General features: G+C 51.7%; 16 protein-coding genes. 13 read left to right on the forward strand and 3 right to left on the reverse strand.

Annotation, left to right across the window (positions count from 1 at the left end; translation table 11 throughout):
* Positions 1-44 precede the first annotated feature (44 nt).
* The 7 genes from KHA84_RS06450 to KHA84_RS06480 are packed head-to-tail and all read left to right on the forward strand — an operon-like array spanning position 45 to position 7,466.
* Positions 45-1,238, forward strand: coding sequence for an NAD(P)/FAD-dependent oxidoreductase (locus KHA84_RS06450; protein ID WP_213422705.1), 1,194 nt, complete (start codon positions 45-47; stop codon positions 1,236-1,238).
* On the forward strand, positions 1,235-2,287 hold the full coding sequence (locus KHA84_RS06455; protein WP_213422706.1) for a proline racemase family protein: 1,053 nt from the start codon (positions 1,235-1,237) through the stop codon (positions 2,285-2,287). The genes KHA84_RS06450 and KHA84_RS06455 overlap by 4 nt, the downstream gene beginning before the upstream one ends.
* Complete coding sequence (locus tag KHA84_RS06460) at positions 2,288-3,199, forward strand: proline racemase family protein (protein WP_213422707.1); 912 nt, start codon at positions 2,288-2,290, stop codon at positions 3,197-3,199.
* A gap of 32 nt (positions 3,200-3,231) precedes the next feature.
* A complete protein-coding gene (nhaC, locus tag KHA84_RS06465; RefSeq protein ID WP_213422708.1) occupies positions 3,232-4,668 on the forward strand; it encodes a Na+/H+ antiporter NhaC in 1,437 nt (478 codons plus the stop codon).
* Positions 4,669-4,704: 36 nt separating this feature from the next.
* A complete protein-coding gene (gene dapA / locus KHA84_RS06470) occupies positions 4,705-5,601 on the forward strand; it encodes a 4-hydroxy-tetrahydrodipicolinate synthase (protein WP_213422709.1) in 897 nt (298 codons plus the stop codon).
* Between the two features lie 13 nt (positions 5,602-5,614).
* Positions 5,615-7,114, forward strand: coding sequence for an aldehyde dehydrogenase family protein (locus tag KHA84_RS06475; protein WP_213422710.1), 1,500 nt, complete (start codon positions 5,615-5,617; stop codon positions 7,112-7,114).
* A gap of 46 nt (positions 7,115-7,160) precedes the next feature.
* Positions 7,161-7,466 carry a hypothetical protein gene (locus tag KHA84_RS06480; RefSeq protein ID WP_213422711.1) on the forward strand — a complete coding sequence of 102 codons (306 nt, stop codon included), beginning with the start codon at positions 7,161-7,163 and terminating at the stop codon, positions 7,464-7,466.
* Between the two features lie 41 nt (positions 7,467-7,507).
* Here KHA84_RS06480 and rpoN read toward each other — a convergent pair whose 3' ends face one another.
* Together rpoN and KHA84_RS06490 are read right to left on the reverse strand one after the other, a co-directional pair.
* The gene (rpoN, locus tag KHA84_RS06485) at positions 7,508-8,791 is read right to left on the reverse strand and encodes an RNA polymerase factor sigma-54 (protein ID WP_213422712.1); all 1,284 of its coding nucleotides are present in this window, start codon (positions 8,789-8,791) and stop codon (positions 7,508-7,510) included.
* A 132-nt stretch (positions 8,792-8,923) separates the two neighbouring features.
* Entirely contained in the window at positions 8,924-10,033 is a 1,110-nt protein-coding gene (locus KHA84_RS06490) for a M24 family metallopeptidase (RefSeq protein WP_419465587.1), read from the reverse strand.
* Between the two features lie 427 nt (positions 10,034-10,460).
* On the opposite strand from KHA84_RS06490, the gene KHA84_RS06495 reads away from it, so the two are divergent.
* Both KHA84_RS06495 and KHA84_RS06500 read left to right on the forward strand, forming a co-directional pair.
* A complete protein-coding gene (locus KHA84_RS06495; protein ID WP_213422713.1) occupies positions 10,461-11,666 on the forward strand; it encodes a metal-dependent hydrolase family protein in 1,206 nt (401 codons plus the stop codon).
* Between the two features lie 57 nt (positions 11,667-11,723).
* Positions 11,724-12,908 (forward strand): M24 family metallopeptidase, encoded by a 1,185-nt coding sequence (locus tag KHA84_RS06500; RefSeq protein WP_419465582.1) that lies wholly within the window; start codon positions 11,724-11,726, stop codon positions 12,906-12,908.
* 70 nt (positions 12,909-12,978) lie between these two features.
* Here the strand turns inward: KHA84_RS06500 and KHA84_RS06505 are convergent, their stop codons facing one another.
* Positions 12,979-15,021 carry a prolyl oligopeptidase family serine peptidase gene (locus KHA84_RS06505; RefSeq protein WP_213422715.1) on the reverse strand — a complete coding sequence of 681 codons (2,043 nt, stop codon included), beginning with the start codon at positions 15,019-15,021 and terminating at the stop codon, positions 12,979-12,981.
* Positions 15,022-15,259: 238 nt separating this feature from the next.
* Between KHA84_RS06505 and KHA84_RS06510 the strand changes: the two genes are divergently transcribed.
* From KHA84_RS06510 to KHA84_RS06525, 4 genes are all read left to right on the forward strand, one after another.
* Positions 15,260-16,870, forward strand: a complete 1,611-nt coding sequence (locus tag KHA84_RS06510) for a long-chain-fatty-acid--CoA ligase (protein ID WP_213422716.1) — start codon at positions 15,260-15,262, stop codon at positions 16,868-16,870.
* Positions 16,871-17,018: 148 nt separating this feature from the next.
* Positions 17,019-17,510 (forward strand): toxin-antitoxin system YwqK family antitoxin, encoded by a 492-nt coding sequence (locus KHA84_RS06515; RefSeq protein WP_213422717.1) that lies wholly within the window; start codon positions 17,019-17,021, stop codon positions 17,508-17,510.
* The gene (locus KHA84_RS06520; RefSeq protein ID WP_213422718.1) at positions 17,497-17,997 is read left to right on the forward strand and encodes a toxin-antitoxin system YwqK family antitoxin; all 501 of its coding nucleotides are present in this window, start codon (positions 17,497-17,499) and stop codon (positions 17,995-17,997) included. The genes KHA84_RS06515 and KHA84_RS06520 overlap by 14 nt, the downstream gene beginning before the upstream one ends.
* A 10-nt stretch (positions 17,998-18,007) precedes the next feature.
* Positions 18,008-18,472: a toxin-antitoxin system YwqK family antitoxin gene (locus KHA84_RS06525; RefSeq protein ID WP_213422719.1), complete on the forward strand. Its 465-nt coding sequence runs from the start codon at positions 18,008-18,010 to the stop codon at positions 18,470-18,472.
* Positions 18,473-18,487: the final 15 nt, after the last annotated feature.

Raw genomic sequence — 18,487 nt, forward strand, 5'->3', positions numbered from 1 at the left:
TGCAACAACATTTGTGAGAACGTTTTTAGAAAGGGGGATTTTTATTGTTATCCCAAGAACACCGTGACATCGTCGTCATCGGCGGTGGCATCATCGGAGCGGCCATCGCCTACTACGGATCCAAGGCCGGGCTCGACATTACCGTCCTTGAAAAAAGTACGCTTGCCAGCGGGACTTCATCACGCTGCGACGGCAATATCTTGGCCATTGACAAGGATCCGGGCTTCGACAGCCAGATGTCACTGGTCAGCCAGAAACTGGTCCATGAGCTGGATCAGGAACTGGAAGTGAAATTTGAATACCGCAACCCGGGAAGCATCCTGGTTTGTGAAAACGATGCCGAGATGGAAGCCGCGGAAAAATGGGTTCGGCAACAATGCGATGCCGGCCTCGACTTCCGGATGCTCGATCGCGAAGATCTGAGAAATGAATCGAAGTATTTCGCAGATGACCTGTACGGCGGGCTGGAGTGCAAGACGGACTCGACCGTCAACCCGTATATGCTGACGTTCTCGATGTTCCACTCGGCGGAGAAGCAGGGTGCCAAAATTCATACGAATACGGAAGTGAAAAATCTCAGGAGGGATCCGGACGGCCGATTCATCATTGAAACCGGCGGAACAACATTCACTGCGAACAAAGTGGTCAATGCAGCCGGAGTCTGGGCACCGCATATCGGCAAGATGCTAGATGTGGACGTGCCGATTTATCCGAGAAAGGGCCAGCTGATTGTTGCATCGCGCCAGCAGCCGGTCGGTCTCAGGAAAGTGATGGAGTTCGGTTATCTGATCTCCAAGTTCGGAGGAGAGCGTGTGGTGGATGAAATGACGGAAAAGTATGGGGTGGCACTTGTGTTCGAACCGACGGAAAGCCAGAATTTCCTGATCGGCAGCAGCCGGCAATTTGCCGGGTACGATACACGGGTGAACCACGAAGTGACCCGCTATATTGCAAAGCGGGCCGTCCGATTTTATCCGAAGATGGCGGACATGACCGTGATCCGCACGTACGCGGGGCTCAGGCCGTGGACGGAGGATCACCTGCCGATCGTTTCCGAAGTGAAGGAAGTGCCGGGCTTCTATGTCGCTGCCGGACATGAAGGGGACGGAATCAGCCTTGCCGCCGTCACCGGTAAAGTGATGGAAGAAATGCTGAGCGGCAAGGCAACATGCATTCCGACTGAGCCACTGAGGATCGGCCGGTTCAAAGAAAAGAAAGTGGAGGTGGGAATCAAGTGAGGTACGAGCGGCTGTTTACGACGATCGATACACATACGGGGGGAAACCCGACAAGGACACTGATCAGCGGTCTTCCGCCATTGGAAGGAGGAACGATGGGAGAGAAAATGCTCTATATGCAGGAGCATTACGACTGGATCCGCAAACACCTGATGAACGAGCCGCGCGGCCACAGCGTCATGTCCGGTGCACTCCTGACGGACCCGTGCCATCCGGAAGCGGATGTTGGCGTGATCTATATCGAAACCGGAGGCTATCTGCCGATGTGCGGCCATGACACGATCGGTTTTTGCACGGCCCTGATCGAGGCCGGGCTGGTCGAAGTGCAGGAGCCGTTTACCAACCTCAAGATCGATACACCAGCCGGGCTGATCGATGTTCAGGTTCTTGTGGAGGACGGGAAAGCGAAGGAAGTGACGTTCGAGAATGTTCCTGCGTTCCTGCTGAGGTCGATCGAGATTGATGTGGATGGCATCGGGAACGTTCAGGCCGATATCGCCTATGGCGGGAACTTTTACGCGATCATCGACGCGGACACGCTCGGAATTGAACTGACCGAGGAACATGCTGCGGAGATTATCAGCAAAGCGATCCTGATCCGGAATACGATCAATGAACGCGAAGAGATTGTTCATCCCGAGTTTCCGTTTATCCGGGGTCTCACGCACATCGAGTTTTTTACGAAGCCGGTCCATCCCGATGCTGACGTGAAAAATACCGTTGTCGTCCCGCCGGGCGGCATTGACCGCTCCCCCTGCGGAACCGGGACCTCTGCAAAACTTGCAACCCTTTACTCACACGGCCAGATCCGTAAGAAGGAACGCTTCGTACACGAAAGCATCGTCGGTACGCTTTTCAAAGCCCGGGTGATCGACACGGGAACCGCGGGGCCATTGGATGCCGTCATAACAGAAGTGACGGGTTCCGCCTGGGTGATGGGGATGCACAAGTTCTTCTATAACGAACGCGACCCTCTACGAGAAGGCTATTTGCTGATCCCTCCGATGGATCATGAGCCGGCATGCGAGACGGCAAAGGAGAGTGTTTAAATGGAATTCGGAAAAATGTTCAGTTCATTGGATGCCCATGTGGCCGGAGAGGCATACCGCATCGTCACCCAATCGCCGATCCGTCTTAGTGGAGCGGACCTGAAAGCCCGATCCGAACAACTGACAAAGAGCTTCTCGAATGAGAAGAAACTTCTTTTAAATGAGCCCCGGGGCCACCGGGGGATGCACGGTGTCATCCCGACCGGCTCCGAGTTCGCCGATATCGGACTGCTCTTTTTCTCCCATCACCAAGTAAGCGTATTCAAGTATGAAGGTGTCCTGGCTGCTGTCGGTGCCCTGCTTGAAACCGGGGGGCTGGATCGCCGGGAAAATGGCCGGTATACGGCGGAAACCACAGAAGGCGTGATTGAACTCAGTGCTGATTTCGAGGGTGATGAAGTCACTCAAATCCGTGTGCATAACAAGTCCGCGTCCGTGACCCGTACTTCCCAGTCATCCGCAGTCGTTCTTGATGGAAAGCGGAAGTATCTCACTTACCCATTGCCGCCGGCAATCCCGAAAATTGACCTTGCTCATTTATCCGTGATCAGTGAGTGGGGGGCAGGAAAGGCGGCCGAATATTCAGGTGAAGACCATGGCGTCACCGGAATCGTGCTGGCCGAAGAGCTTCCGGGAGGAGGATTCAGAAGTGTGACGTTTGAAAAAGACGGCTATATTCTGCGTTCGCCCGGAATCGACACGACCTTCGCATTGTTGGCCCTTAAAGAAAAACAGAATGGGAATGCAGCATCCGTTTCCAACACGAGCATTTTCGGCAGTACGCTCAAAGCGGAAGCAACAGACGGTGAAGGGGGACCGGCCAAGGTCAGGGCAGAGCCGTTTGTGACGGGTGCCCACCAGTTTGTCCTCGACCGTGAAGATCCGCTTGATCAAGGCTTCCTGATTGTCTGATGTCCCTGACGCCTACTACAAGGAGGGGTTTTATGAGAGAGGATATGAAACGGCTTCCCACACTACCGGAAATTCTGTTTGTCCTGATCGGGTTTACGCTCGTCATGTACCTGTTCATCGTCCAATTCGGGATCTCCATCCAGCTTGCGCTGCTGACCACCTGGGGATTGATCATGGTCGTCGGCCTGAAGATCGGCTACAACTACAAGCAGATGCAGGATGGCCTGCTAAAAGGAATCAATGACGGACTGGAAGCGGTGCTGATCCTGATCTCCGTCGGCGCGCTGATCGGGACGTGGATTGCGGGCGGAATCGTGCCGTCGATCATCTACTACGGCCTGTCCGTCATTAATCCGAGCATCTTCCTTCTGGCCGCGTTCATCATCTGTTCAGTGACCTCCATCGCGACCGGTACGTCATTCGGGTCGGCCGGAACAGCCGGCATTGCAATGATGGGAATCGGGGCAAGTTTCGGATTTCCGCTTCCGCTCGTCGCTGGTGCCGTCATTTCCGGCTGCTATGTCGGTGACAAGCTTTCACCGCTTTCCGACACGACTGTCATGACGGCGTCCCTTTCCAAGGTAGACCTGATTGAGCACATCAAGTCCATGCTGACCGCGAGCGCGCCTGCCTGGCTGATCTCGGCGCTTCTATTCCTGGGAGTCGGGTTCTTCTACAGGGGAGACGGCGACATGAGCAGCGCCACGCAGACCATGGCATCACTTGAACAGTATTTTAATGTCAGCTGGTACATGCTGATTCCCGCGGTTCTCGTCATAGTACTTCTGGCCATGAAGAAGCCATCCATTCCGGTCATTTTGTTCGGGGCCGTTCTCGGTGCGCTGTGGGCCTTTCTCTTCCAGGGCAAGTCTGTCCTCGATTCGGTGAATATCATGTACACGGGCAATGCAATCGAGTCGGGCGTTCCGTTTATCGACAACCTGCTGAATCGCGGAGGTATCGTATTCATGCTGGATGTCATCGTACTCATCATTTTCGCCCTGGGCGTGGGCGGGTTGATGGAACGGATCGGCATCTTGCGCGCGATTGGCTATTACCTTGCCAAATGGGCGACGAATGCAGGAAATGCAACACTTGCGACCGTCATCTCCGGGTTCTTCGGTAATTTCTTCGGCGGAGCCGCGTATGTATCGTTGATCACGGCAAGCAAGATCACCGAAGACAACTACGACCGGCTGCATATTGACCGGCGTGTGCTTTCCAGGAATACCGAGGCTGGCGGGACCCTAACGACCCCTATGGTGCCGTGGTCTGACGGAGGCGTCTTCATGGCAGCCGCACTGGGCGTCTCAACACTAAGCTATCTACCGTTTCTCTGGTTTAACTTTATCGCCATCATCATCTGCCTGATTTATGGCTACCGAAACAAGTTCATCTGGTATACCACGCCCGAAGCGGTCCCTGCTGAAAAGCGGACGGTATCCGGCAAGAGACTGAACCTTTCCTGACACTGCTTTAAAAAAACATTATTGGAGGAATCAATCATGAAAGAAATCAAAGGCGCATTCCCGGTTTTGGTAACCCCTATGCACGAAGACGAGACAGTCAATTTCAATGGATTGGCCGAAAATATCGAAAAGTTCATCCAGGAAGGCGTGGCTGGTCTCTGCATCAACGGCAGCACAGGCGAGTTTGTCAGCCTTACAAAAGAAGAGCGGTTCCAGGCTGTTGAAACGGCAGTGGCCCAGGTGAAGGGACGTGTGCCGCTGATCGTCGGGACGGCTGCCGAAACGACTGCAGATGCCATCGAATACACCCGTCAGGCAGAAAAAACAGGGGCTGATGCCGCGCTTCTGATCAACTCCTATTACGCACATCCTACGGAAGAAGAAATCTATGCCCATTTCAAGGCAGTCGCGGAATCTGTGAAGATCCCGGTGATGATCTATAACAACCCGTTTACTTCCGGAGTCGACATCAGTACGGAAACCTTGCTGAAAGTCGGCCGGGATGTCCCGAATATCACGCACATCAAGGAATCCAGCGGAGACATCCGGAAAGCGCGTGATATTGCGCGCCGGGGCGAAGGCGACATTCAGGTGTTCTGCGGCTCCGAAGAACTGGTGCTTGAATCGTTCTTTGTCGGGGCGACCGGCTGGATCTCGGTCGCGGGCAACATCGCTCCCCGTCTTGTGACGGACATTTACGAATCGTACCAGGCAGGTGACTTGGATCAGGCATGGAAACTTTATGATCGTCTGCTGCCGCTCTGCGAATTCCTGGAGGGCTCCGGCAAGTATGTGCAGATTGCAAAACGTTCGATGGAGCTGAAGGGATGGGCAGGCGGGCCTTGCCGAAAGCCGAGAATGCCGCTGACCGCCGAGGAAGATGCCCGGCTGAAGGAACTGATGGCCAGCCTGGAAACAGTGAAACAATCATAAAGGGGGAGAGGACATGCAAGCAGTCAATTATGAACTGAAACCGAGGGTCCAGGAGTTTCTGGATGGGGTCAAGGGGCTCTATATTAATGGGGAATATGTTCCGTCCGAGAGCGGAAAAACGTTTCCGGTGCTTGATCCCGCGACGGAAGACGTCATCGCTGAAGTCAGCGAAGCCCAGAAAGAAGATATCGACAAAGCGGTAGCCGCTGCACGGAAGGCATTTGACGAAGGCGAATGGACGAAGATGGAAGCGGCGGAACGGTCGCATCTGATCTACAAGTTCGCAGACCTTCTCGAAGAGCATCGCGAAGAACTCGCGCAGCTTGAGTCTTTGGATAATGGGAAACCATATGCAACGGCTCTTGCGGATGACGTCGACGGAACGGTCCAGCATTTCCGCTATTACTCCGGCTGGGCGACGAAAATATTCGGTAAAACTACGCAAGTTTCACCGGATTATGTGACGTATACGGTTCACGAGCCTGTCGGTGTCGTTGGGCAGATTATTCCTTGGAACTTCCCGCTTGCAATGGCGGCATGGAAGCTCGGTTCCGCACTTGCAGTCGGCTGCACGGTTGTCATCAAGCCGGCAAGCGAGACACCGCTGTCTCTTTTGTATGCAGCCAAGCTCTTTAAAGAAGCCGGGTTCCCTGACGGAGTCGTGAATGTCGTTCCCGGAGCCGGACGCGTGGCGGGAGAAGCCATCCTCACCCATCCGGATGTGGACAAAGTGGCCTTCACCGGATCGACCGCGGTCGGCAAGGAAGTCATGAAAAAGGCTGCTGATCAAATTAAAGGGGTAACGCTCGAGCTCGGCGGTAAATCACCTGCTATTGTGCTCGAGGACGCCGACCTGGACGAGACGATCGAAGGCGTCTTTAACGGGACCATGTACAATCACGGCCAGAACTGCAGTGCCTGCACACGGGTCTATGTGCACCGCAGCCTCTACGATCAGGTCGTTGATGAACTGGCTGAACGGGCAGATGCACTGAAAGTCGGCCCGGGACTGGATCCCGAAACCGAAATGGGACCGCTCGTTTCCGCGAAGCAGCAGAAGACCGTACTTGAGTATATCGAGAAGGGGAAGGAAGAAGGGGCCCGTCTCGTTTCCGGTGGCACTAAGGCCGGAGAAAAAGGGTACTTCGTCCGGCCGACCATCTTTGCGGATGTCGAAGACAATATGACGATTGCGCGCGAAGAGATTTTCGGGCCGGTCATGGCTGTTTTCCCGTTTGATACGGTTGAGGAAGTCATCAAGCGGGCCAATGACAGTGATTACGGCCTGGCGGCAAGCGTCTGGACGACCAATATCAAGTCCGGCCATTCTATCGCGGGCAAACTTCAGTCAGGGACGGTCTGGATCAATGATTTCGGACTGGAATGGGAAACGATGCCGTTCGGCGGATACAAGCAGTCCGGAGTCGGCCGGGAAATGGGCGGTGATTACGGACTCGCCAATTACACTGAGGTGAAAAGTGTGTTTGTTAACATTAAAGATCCGAAGAAATAAAATAAACTAAATAGTTATTCATTTTAAGAATGTATAGTAGAGGGGGATGGATGTTCTCAAAAAAGGGGATGAGGAAATGATTACGCTAGTTGAGTTTTTGGGGGTTGCGTCCGGGGCGGTATTGCTCCTCATTGTTTTGATGTGGGCAATGGAGCGTGCTGTTCAGCGGGCGTCAGGAGGGCGCCTTCATCGGTGTGTCCGAATTACGGCCTGCTTGGGGGGAGCCTTGCTAATCTTAGGGTTATCAGCTTATGGCATGGGACAGCTTTTGATCTTTAAGGCATCCTTGATCGGAGGGATTGCCATTCTGCTGAACCGCTATTGGCTGGGCCACTTTTCGGAAAAGCAATAAACAAGACCGGAGGGGAGCTGTCCCTTCCGGTCTTGTTCGGTTCAGATGATAATGTCTTTTCGCTGTGAGGATGAAGGAATGTTCAATTCATCCCGGTACTTACTGATTGTCCGGCGCGAGACTGTGATGCCGTGCTCCTTCTTGAAGTGTTCCGCCAACTTTTGATCCGACAGGGGCCGGTGCTTGTTTTCCTGGTCGATGTATTGCCTGAGCAGTGTTTTCACTTTGTTTTGTGAAACGGACACTCCGCCGTCGGACTCCAGTTTCGAGGAGAAGAGCAGCTTCATCTCAAAAGTGCCCGCCGGTGTCCTGATGACCTTGTTGGCAGTTGCCCGGCTGATCGTGGATTCATGCATCCCGATCTCCTCGGCAACTTCCCGCATCGTCAGCGGGTTAAGCGCCTCAGGGCCCTTAAGGAAAAAGGCTTGCTGTTTTTGCGCAAGGACCCGGACGATCTTGATGAGGGTTTCCCGGCGCTGTTCGAGACTGCTGAGAAGCCAGCGGTACTGTTTGTGCCGTTCCGTCAGATAGTTTCCGACTTCGTTCTTGGAATCCAGGTAGGGGAGATAATCGGTGTTCAGCGTCACTTCAGGCAGGTGACCGTCATTCAGGCTGAACTCCAGGTTGCCTTCCCGTTCAACGACAATGACATCCGGGAAGGTGTAATCCGTCTGGTGGTCATTGATCAGTGAGCATGGTTTCGGATTAAGTGTCCGGATGCGGTCAAACGCCGATTTCACATCAGTGAGCGTAACCTGAAGCAGCTGGGCAATCTCTTTCCATTTACGTGAAGTGAGGAGGGCAAAGCAGTGGCTGACCATCTGCCGGGCCACCTGGTCCTCTTCTTCATCCAGCTGAAGCAAAAGGCATTCTTGAAGATTACGTGCTCCGATGCCTGCCGGTCCGATTTCCTGAAGCATATGAATGCCGGCTGTCAGGATCTCCTCTTCGATGCCGCAGTTTTCGGGCAGGATGAGATAACCGTTGTCGTCCAGATTCAAAATCAGGTAGGAAAGGAGCAGGACTGATTCTTCATCAGAAAAGTTGAGCCGGACCATGGAAACCAGGTCGTCCCGATAAAGGGCATCCGGGGCTTTTAGCCAGTCGGTCCTTAAGCCTTCTCCGCCTGCAGTTCTCGAAGTGGGAGCATCAAAGGAAACGGATGCGTTGCGGTCTTTCAGCTCGATGAGCGGATTCTCCGCTTCCTGCTCCCTGATAAACTGTTCCAATTCAAAAGTGGAATATTGTAGAAGTTCGATGGCCTGCCTGAGCTCCATCGTCATGATGAGCTTCAGTTCCTGGCGTTGTGTCATCGTAAGCTGCATATCAATCTCTCCCCTCTGTTGCAATCATGTGAAAGCGGTTTCTTTGAAATAGCTTACCACAGATGACAGAGTAGTTCGACATTATTCTACGAAAGAAACCCGGCAGCATAAGCTGCCGGGTTTGCAGTTTTCTCAGTGTCCAATGATCCGTAGGTCTTTAGGGAAGGAGGTGAGCACCTCGGCCTGGCCGTCTTCGGTGATATGGACGATATCCTCGATCCTGACCCCGCCGTACCCGGGAATGTAGATGCCGGGTTCAATCGTGAACACATTGCCCGGTTCTGCCAGGCTCTCATTTTTCGCATGTACGGAAGGGGCCTCATGCACTTCAATACCGACTCCGTGTCCGACCCGGTTGTTAAAGTAGTCCCCATATCCATCGTCTTCGATCACTTTCCTGGCAGCCGAGTCGATGCTGCAGAGTGGAACCCCGGCCCGGGAAGCTTCGATTCCTGCTTCATTAGACCGGCGGACGATGTCATAGATTTGCTGCTGCTCTTCTGTAGGTTCGCCAATAACAAAGGTTCTGGTGATATCCGAGCAGTAACCGTTCTTGATGACACCCATATCAATCAGCAGGAAGTCTCCCGTTGTGATTTTCCGGTCGCCGGGAGATCCGTGCGGCAGGGCGGCTTTCTCACCCGAAAGGACAATCGTGGAGAATGATGGGCCGTCTGCACCATGCATTCTCATAAGATATTCCAGCTCGGCGGTGAGTTCAGCTTCCGTCATGCCCGGCTTTACTTTCCGGATCCCCTCATCCATGACTTTCTCAATAATGCGGATGGCTTCTTTTATAGAAGTGATCTCTACTATTGATTTATGGAGGCGCAATTCGTTGATTGACGGGGTGATGTCAATCACCTCCTCAGGAGAGAAATTGTTGGATAGGGCTTGGAACCTACCATAACTCAGTGTGTTGGCTTCAATACCCAGTACACCGCAAGGCTTGGGGATTTCTTGACTGATAACAGTCATTGGATCCTCTTCATCCGAAATGGGTGTGACCTGAATATTGGGGACTGCTTGTCTGGCAGCTTCTTCATCTAAAAGTGGGACGTAGAGAGAGGTGTTGCCGTTCTTCTGGTCAAACAGAAGTCCCATAAAGCGCTCATGAGGGTCGGAGAGAAAGCCTGTGAAATAAAAGATGCTATAGGGGGAGGTAAGTAAAACATAATCAACCCTTTGAGAAAGAAGCTTCTCCATAAATATTTGAACACGATTTTCTAATACTGTAACCAAGAGCGATGACTTCCTTTCTATATGATTTACTGTACTTTCTTTATAAAGCAAAAAGCATGCCAAGCTTACTTATCACGTGCAAGTTATTGACGTCCGCCATAGGCTGTTGCCCACTTTTCCCGGCATTATTGGGTGCAATGATAAATAGGGAGGATACGAACGCATTGCGAGAGCTAATATTCCGACATATTTTCAAAAACGCACAAGAAACCGCTTATTAGTATTTAAAAGTGTTCAGAAAATTTAACAAAGTATTTGCTGGTTGTATAAAAAACTGACAGCAACACTTCGTTAAAAGCGTTTTGGAAGCTTAATTACCATTAGATTTACTGTGTCGAAAGTGGCATGAATTTTGCAGTAACAACTATAAGGAGGTCCTAAGTGGTAAGGAAATTCGAATAACGTAAACCATGAAAGGAGTTCGGCAGTGGATTATATTATTTCAAACATCAGGCTTCTTGCAGGTGAGGACTTAGAGCTTGTACGAAACAAGGCTGTTTGGGTGAAGGATGGCATCATCCATGAGGTCATCTCAGATTCTGAAATTCCCGAGGGGGCTCTAGTACACGATGGTCGCGGTCATCTACTCATACCCGGCCTGATTGACCTTCACATCCATATGATGTGGGACGGTTCTGCCGACCCGGTGGCGACCCTTGAGTTAGAAGGTTACGAGCAGATGCTGATCCGGGCGGTAGCCAACTGCAGGCATTACCTGGAGCATGGCATCACCACAGTACGCGACATCGGTTCGGTTGATGATATCGCACTGCATGTGGCCAAAAGCATCCGAAGGGGGCTGGTTCCGGGGCCGGATGTGATTGCAAGCGGGAAGACACTGACGATGACCGGCGGGCATGATCCGTTCTGGGCCCGGTTTGTGGACGGGAAAGATGAGGCGCTGAAAGGTGTCCGTGAGCAGATCTATAAGGGCGCCCAGGTGATCAAGGTGAGTGCGACCGGTGGCGCATACGGACGTGACGAAGGGGAGCAGGTCGGCCATTCCGAGCTGAATCCCGAGGAGCTGCAGACCATCGCCAATGAAGCACACCGCTTCGGGCTTAAGGTGGCATCCCATGCAATCGGCAGGGATGGCATCCGGAATTCACTGCTTGCCGGCATCGATACAATCGAGCATGGGCATTACCTGGATGATGAGTTAGTGGCGCTGATGAAAGAGCGGGGAGCAGCATGGATTCCTACTCTCTATGTTTACCAACAGCTCGCTTCCATGAAAGAAATTCCGGAATATGCAAAGGAAAAAGCGAGAGAAATCACAGAAATTCATGCTGCGGCATTCAAAAAATACTTTAATAGCGGCGTGCTGGTCGGGGCGGGTTCTGATGCGGGTTCGCCGGGTACCTCCCACCATGCGTTAAAGGATGAATTATACGCGATGCATGAGCTGATGCCTGACACGAAAGCTGTTTTGAAAACTGCAACGGTTAATGCCGGAAAGATATTAGATATGAACGTTGGCAGGATTGAGAAGGGTTATAAGGCTGATCTTATTTTATTGGCCGGTAATCCTATCGATGATTTATCACACTTGGATAAAGTGAACCAGGTTTTTAAAGACGGAGAAATTGTTGTAAATCATGGTCTATCAAATATCAAAGTCGAAGCAATATAAAGGATTTGTGAATAGGGCAATTTCAATACACGGGTAATAAAGATCTTATAGGGAGATGTGGAATTGAGACTAAATATATCAAAAGAAGAGATATTGGAGAGACAAAGCAGACTCGTAAAAGAACTCCAAAATAATGGGCTAGATGGGGCAATTCTGTTTAATCAAACCGATATATTCTACCTTTCGGACTTTAACTTTATTTCAACCGAACGACCGATCTGCCTATTTATCGACCCACTTGGAAAGACGAATCTTTTTATACCTGCGCTGGAAATAGACTATGCTGGTGAGATTGCTTATGTAGATGAAATCTATTCATATCCTGAATATCCCGGTATTCTCCATCCAATGGAATATTTAAAAGGCATTTTAACGGAAACTGGATTCGTCAATAAGAATGTAGGAATAGACGGAGATGGTTACAGTTCCCCCTATGGTTATGTAGGGCCGAAGCTTAGTGAAATTATTGACGCTAACTTCAAGTCAATTCAAGGTTGGGTTGAAAAGATGAGATACGTGAAATCACAAAATGAAATTGAGTTGATAAAAGAGTCATGTCGTTGGGGTAACTTAGCTCATAAACTACTACAGAAAAATGTGAAAGCTGGATTAAATGAGCTGGAGGTTTCCAGTTCAGCAAGCCATGAAGCTTCGTTAGCTATGATAAATGCATTAGGGCGTGAATATAGGCCTTACGGCCAGCCGGCCCATGCCTCTTTTCGTGGTCAAATAGGAGAGCTTTCAGCATTTCCACATGTAGTAACACAAAATGCCACAATAAAGAAAGGAGACAACCTAGTCACTTGGGCAGCTGCCGATGTCTGGGGATATCAAAGTGAATTGGAGCGAACAATGTTTGTAGAAGATGTTAGCTCAGAACAGGAAAAGTATTTTAAGCTAATGTGCGAAGCTCAAGAAACCGCATTTAAAAATATTAAGCCAGGGATACCAGCATCTGCTGTTGACAAAGAGGTTCAAAGATTTATAGATGAAAATGGAATACGACAATATTGCCCTCATCATACTGGTCACGCTATTGGGTTATTAATGCATGAAGCACCTTTTTTTGATCTCGGTGATCATACAATATTAGAGCCTGGAATGGTATTTACCGTAGAACCTGGTGTATTCGTAAAAGGTTTGGGTGGGTTCCGGCATTCGGATACGGTACTCGTTACAGAGGAAGGTGTGGAATTACTAACCTACTATCCTAGGGATTTGGAATCACTAATTTGCTATTGACCTAATTACTGTATTTTTCCAAGTTGGAATAAATGGGCAAGGCGGTCCTCTTTTCGAGAACCGCCATTCTTCATTGGATCATATTTAGTTGTATATAGAGAAATGAATAGATGTCCGCATGTTCGTCAATGATTTTTGACACCGGTTTGCCGAGCCCATGTCCTGCATCCTTCTCGATCCGTAGCAGGATGGGGGCATCCCCCTTTTGGGCTTCCTGCATCGCAGCTGCGTACTTCATCGCGTGGAGCGGGACGACACGGTCATCGGTATCCGCGGTTGTGATCAGAACGGGAGGATGTTCACGTTCTTTAATGTTGTGCAGCGGGGAATATGCAATGATATTCCGGAAATCTTCTTCATTTTCCTCCGGATGGCCGAATTCCGAGGTCAAGAATCGGCCGACCGTGAACTTATGGTACCTGAGCATATCGGTCACCGGAACCTGGCAGATGACCGCGCCGTACAGCTCGGGTCTTCGGTTCAGGCAGGCTGCCACAAGCAGGCCGCCATTGCTTCCGCCCATGATGGCGATCTTCTCGGGTTTCGTCCACTTTTCCGCAATCAGCCATTCCGCAGCCGAAATGAAGTCGTCGAACACTTGTGGCTTGTTGCCGAATGTACCGCCCTGGTGCCAGTCCTCGCCGTATTCCCCGCCGCCCCTGATATTCGCCACGGCATAGATGCCGCCGTCCTCGATGAACATGGCGTTCGAGGCGTTGAATGCCGGCGTCATGCTGATGTTGAAGCCACCGTAACCATACAGGAGTACCGGGTGGGATCCGTCGGGCGACAGGTCTTTCCGGCTGGTGATGAACATCGGGATCTGTGTGCCGTCCGTAGAAGGATAGAAAACCTGCCGGGTGGTGTACAGGTCAGGATCCAATCCGCCTTCCGGCACCAGAACGGTGACCAATTCATCCGATTCAATCGTGTATCGGGCAATCGTCGTGGGAGTGAGATAGGACGTATAGCCGATCAGCACTTCACCTTCTTTTTTGGATACCTGAATGTTCGATACCGAGATCATTTCGGGCAAGTCGAGTCTTCTGACATGAGTTCCATCCGTCCTGTACAGTTCAACACGGTGCCAGGCATGTTCCATATAAGCCGCAATCAGGTGGTTCCCGGCGAGTTTCGGGAAGTAGAGAACATTTTCCTGCTCAGGAATGATTTCCTGCCAGTGCTCTTTTTCCGGATGTTCCGGATCAACCGAGATGATCCTCCCATTTGGGGCGCCGGCAGTGGTGTAGAGGATGAACCGGCCTTCCGAATTCCCCAGGAAAGAGTAGTAGCCATCACCGTCAGGGGCGAGGGGGAGGAAGTCCCCATCGGAAGTTGCCTCCCGGTAGTAGAGGCGGCTCTTGTTTTCAGTGCCTTTCCATGATTGGAGAATAAGGTGACGATGATCATCGGTGAAGGTAGCACTGAACGACAGTTCCTTGTCATCAGGCCGTTCATGAATCAGGCGGTCTTCAGATTGAGGGGTATTCAGCCGATGGAAATAAAGCCGGTTGTAGTTGCTTCCATCCTCTTCCGGCACAGTGCCCGGTTCGGGGTAACGGCTATAGTAAAAGCCAGTCTCATTCTCTGTCCATGCGATGTCCGTAAACTTGGCCCATCGGATGATTTCCGGGAGGTCTTTGCCGGTTTCAAGGTTGCGGATCCGGATAGTCTGCCAGTCGCTTCCGTTTTCCGACAGGGCATATGCGAGCCATGATCCTTTTCCGCTGAATGAAAGTGCGGTCAGTGCAGTCGTGCCTTCCGGATTTATCTCGTTCGGGTCAATCACCTTGTCAGGCGTTGAATCTGAGAGGTTGTGTGAACGGTAGAGCACAGGCTGGTTCTGCAGACCGTTATTTTTCTGATAGAAATATTCGCCGTTCACTTTTTCGGGTGTAAAGAATTTTACGGCATTCCAGCGCCCGGCAAGCTTTTTCTGGATGGTATTACGAACGGTAAGCGAATCAAAATAGGTGCGTGTTTTCTGATTCTGATTATCTGCCCAGGCTTCCGTATCGGGATGCGTTGATTCCTCTAGCCAGCGATAGGGGTCTCGGATTTCACGACCATGATAAAAATCAACGGTATCAGTTTTTGCAATAGGTGTGCTCATGTCATTTCCTCCCTTATAGTTGTTCATCAATGTGGATGCAAGTAACATGCCATGAGAGAGAACATTTCTCGATTCTCCGGGAATAAACAAGTTTTCAGTGAATTCTGTATTCATACAGTTCAGACGGTCATTTAATCAAGAAAACGCTCTCTTGGCAACTAAAGGAAGGTTGATATACAACAGATGATATAATTTTATTTATCAGAAAGTTCAATATTCCAACAAGAGGTGAGCAGACATGAATGTACCGCTGATATTGACTGACTTCCTGGACCGCGCAGTGCGTCTGTACGGGGAGAAGCCGGCCGTGATTGACCACGATGAGGGGCGCAGGCTGACCTATAACGAGCTGGGCAGGCGGGTAAACCGCCTGTCCCATGGCCTCCGCTCGCTCGGCGTGCAGAAGGGGGACCGTGTCGCTTACCTCGCTCCGAACACTCTGGAGATGCTGGAAGGATTCTACGGAATCTATCAGACAGGCGCCGTCATGGTGCCCCTCAATATTCGACTCAAGCCGGAGGATTACCTGTTCATCCTCAACCATAGCGAATCCAAGGTGCTGTTTGCCGACCAGGATCTGCTTCATCTGATTGAGCCGGTAAAGGACCAGTTCAAAACCGTCGAGCGGATCATTGTGCATTATCATGACGGAGAGACTGAAGAGACGTCTTACGACGATTGGCTGGCTCAGTTCCCGGAAGAGCCGTTTAACCGGGCGGAGCTCGAGGAGGACGACGTCGCGAGCCTGCTTTATACAAGCGGGACGACCGGCAATCCGAAGGGCGTCATGCTGACGCACCGGAACAACTACCTGCACGCGATGTCGCTGATGCACCATCTCCGGGTGTATGATACGGATACGTATCTCCACGTCCTGCCGATGTTCCACGTCAACGGCTGGGGCGCGCCGTTCTACTATACGGCAAACGGGGCGACGCACGTCTGCCTACGCAAGGCACGGCCGGAGACCATTTATGACGCGATCAATTCCCACGGGGTCACGTCGGTGCATATGGCGCCGACCGTCCTCAACTCTCTGCTGCAATACTATGATTCCGAGAAGCCGGAGACCGGAACGGCCGATCTCCGCATCGTCATCGCAGGCTCCGCTCCACCGCCGGCCTTTATCCGCCGCGTCGAAGACGAGCTGGGCTGGGAATTCATCCAGGTGTACGGCATGACCGAATCATCGCCGCTCAGTCTCACGTCCTCGAGCCGTTCAACGGAAGCGCATTTGTCTGATGAGGAGAAAGTCCGCCTGAAAGCGAAGGCGGGCTACCCGATGGTCGGCAACGACGTCCGGGTTGTCAACGACTTCGGGGAAGAGGTTCCTCATGACGGCAAGTCGATCGGCGAGGTTGTCGTCCGGAGCCACGGCGTCATGAAAGGCTACTGGAAAAACGAAGAAGCAACAGCGGAAGCACTTCGGAATGGTTGGCTCCACACGGGGGACATGGGCACCATTGACGAATTCGGGCACATCGACATCACCGACCGGAAAAAGGACATTATCATCTCCGGCGGCGAAAACATTTCTTCCATTGAAGTGGAAGGGGCACTGTATGAGCACCCGGACATCGTGGAGGCTGCCGTCATCGCGGTCCCGCACGAGAAATGGGGAGAGACCCCGCATGCATACGTCGTCCTCCGTGAAGGCACCGGTCTGAGTGAACAGGATGTCATCGACTTCTCCCGCTCCAAGCTGGCGCACTTCAAGGCCGTCACGGGCGTGACCTTCGTCAATGAGCTGCCGAAAACCGCCTCGGGCAAGATCCAGAAGGTCCATCTCCGGAACGACTACTGGGAATCCCACAAAGGTCTGGCTGCCTCGGGTCGGTTTGTGAATTAAACACATGGAATTCTGCAGACCTGCTTTGGCAGGTCTGTTTTTTGCGGATAACACCCCTTCCTATGTACAGGTGCCGCATTGTCACCTGTGGTAAACTATTGGAAAAAGTTCGATTGCGCGCCAAAAATCTTCCCTGGGGTGATGTAGGATGGACGATAAGTTGGTCACAAAAGAGGAACTGATTGAAAAAGGCTACGACTATGAAGACCTGGAGATGGAGCCGCCGAGCGACCAGCTGTTTGTGCGGACCGGTGAGGACGGGGACGACCTCGTTCCGGTCAATGGGCTGGTCTATGAACTGAGCGAGCGGGACGGCTCGGTCCTGAACTACGGGGAGTATGCGGATGGACTGCCACATGGAATCTCTGTGGACTTCCATCCCAACGGCCAAGTCAAGCAGACCCACACCCATTTCCACGGGCCGATCCACGGCGAACAACATCAACGGGACAAGGAAGGCCGCCTCGTTTTCTGGAGAGTATATGAGTATGGGCATGAGCTGAAATATAAAAGATGGGATGAGTCCGGTGAACTTATTGAAGAGAAAACGGAACCGGATGAGAGTCAATTGACGATGATTAAGCAAAGCCGTGAATTCTATCAGAAACATATGGAGCAGAATAAGAGTGTTAACGCCTGAAGAAGTGTTGGAGCAAGGTGTTCCGTGGGATAATCTGGTTGAGGAATATATGAGCGACCTGGTACTGCGGCCTGATGGGGACGTACCGTTTACCGGCCTGGCCTACGAGCTGAGCGAGGATGAGAAGAACCTTCTCTTTTACGGCGAGTATCAAGGGGGCCTTCTACATGGAATCTCTATTTTCTATTATCCGAATGGCAATTTGAAAAGTAAGGATACCGTCTTTCATGGCACAGGCCATGGGTGGTCGCGCAGATGGGATGAACAGGGCAACCTGATTTTCCTCGGGGAATACATCCATGGCATTTCCGCCCGGTTCCGTGAATGGGATGGATCGGGCCAGCTGATCGATGAAAAAACGGAGCCGGATACAATAGAAATAGCGATCATCAATCAAAGAAGCCGTGAGAATCAGGAGCGGTGGCCGGAAGAAGCGGCCGGGTTGACCTACGATTTCCTTGAAAATAGAGGTTGGCCGAAGGAATGAGGTGTTCCTGATGGACGAGAAATTGCTATCAAAAGATGAGCTGGTTGAGACAGGCTATGATTACGGAGAACTGGAGATAGAAGAGCCGCCTAGTGACCGGCTGCTTGTCCCGTCAGATGACTCCGGAGAAGGAAAACCGGTCACCGGACTGGTCTACGATTTGGATGAAGAGGACGGAACACTGCTTTATTACGGGGAGTATGAAGAAGGCCTTCCGCATGGAATTTCTGTGGACTTTCACCGGAATGGACAACCAGAACGAGTCTGCCGAATCTTCCGCGGAGCGATCAACGGGGAAGAACACGCATGGGATTCCGAGGGGCGACTCGTCTTCCGAGGAGAGTATGTCTATGGGGTCCTCGTCCGGTACAAGCAATGGAATGCTTCAGGCAACCTCATCAGTGAACAAGCAGAACCGGACCCTGATATGCTGGGGCTGATCGAGTCCCAGCGCGGGTACTATGAGAAACGTTAAGCAAAGGAAGTGGCA

The sequence above is a fragment of the Bhargavaea massiliensis genome (genome assembly GCF_018390575.1).
Classification (GTDB): domain Bacteria; phylum Bacillota; class Bacilli; order Bacillales_A; family Planococcaceae; genus Bhargavaea; species Bhargavaea massiliensis.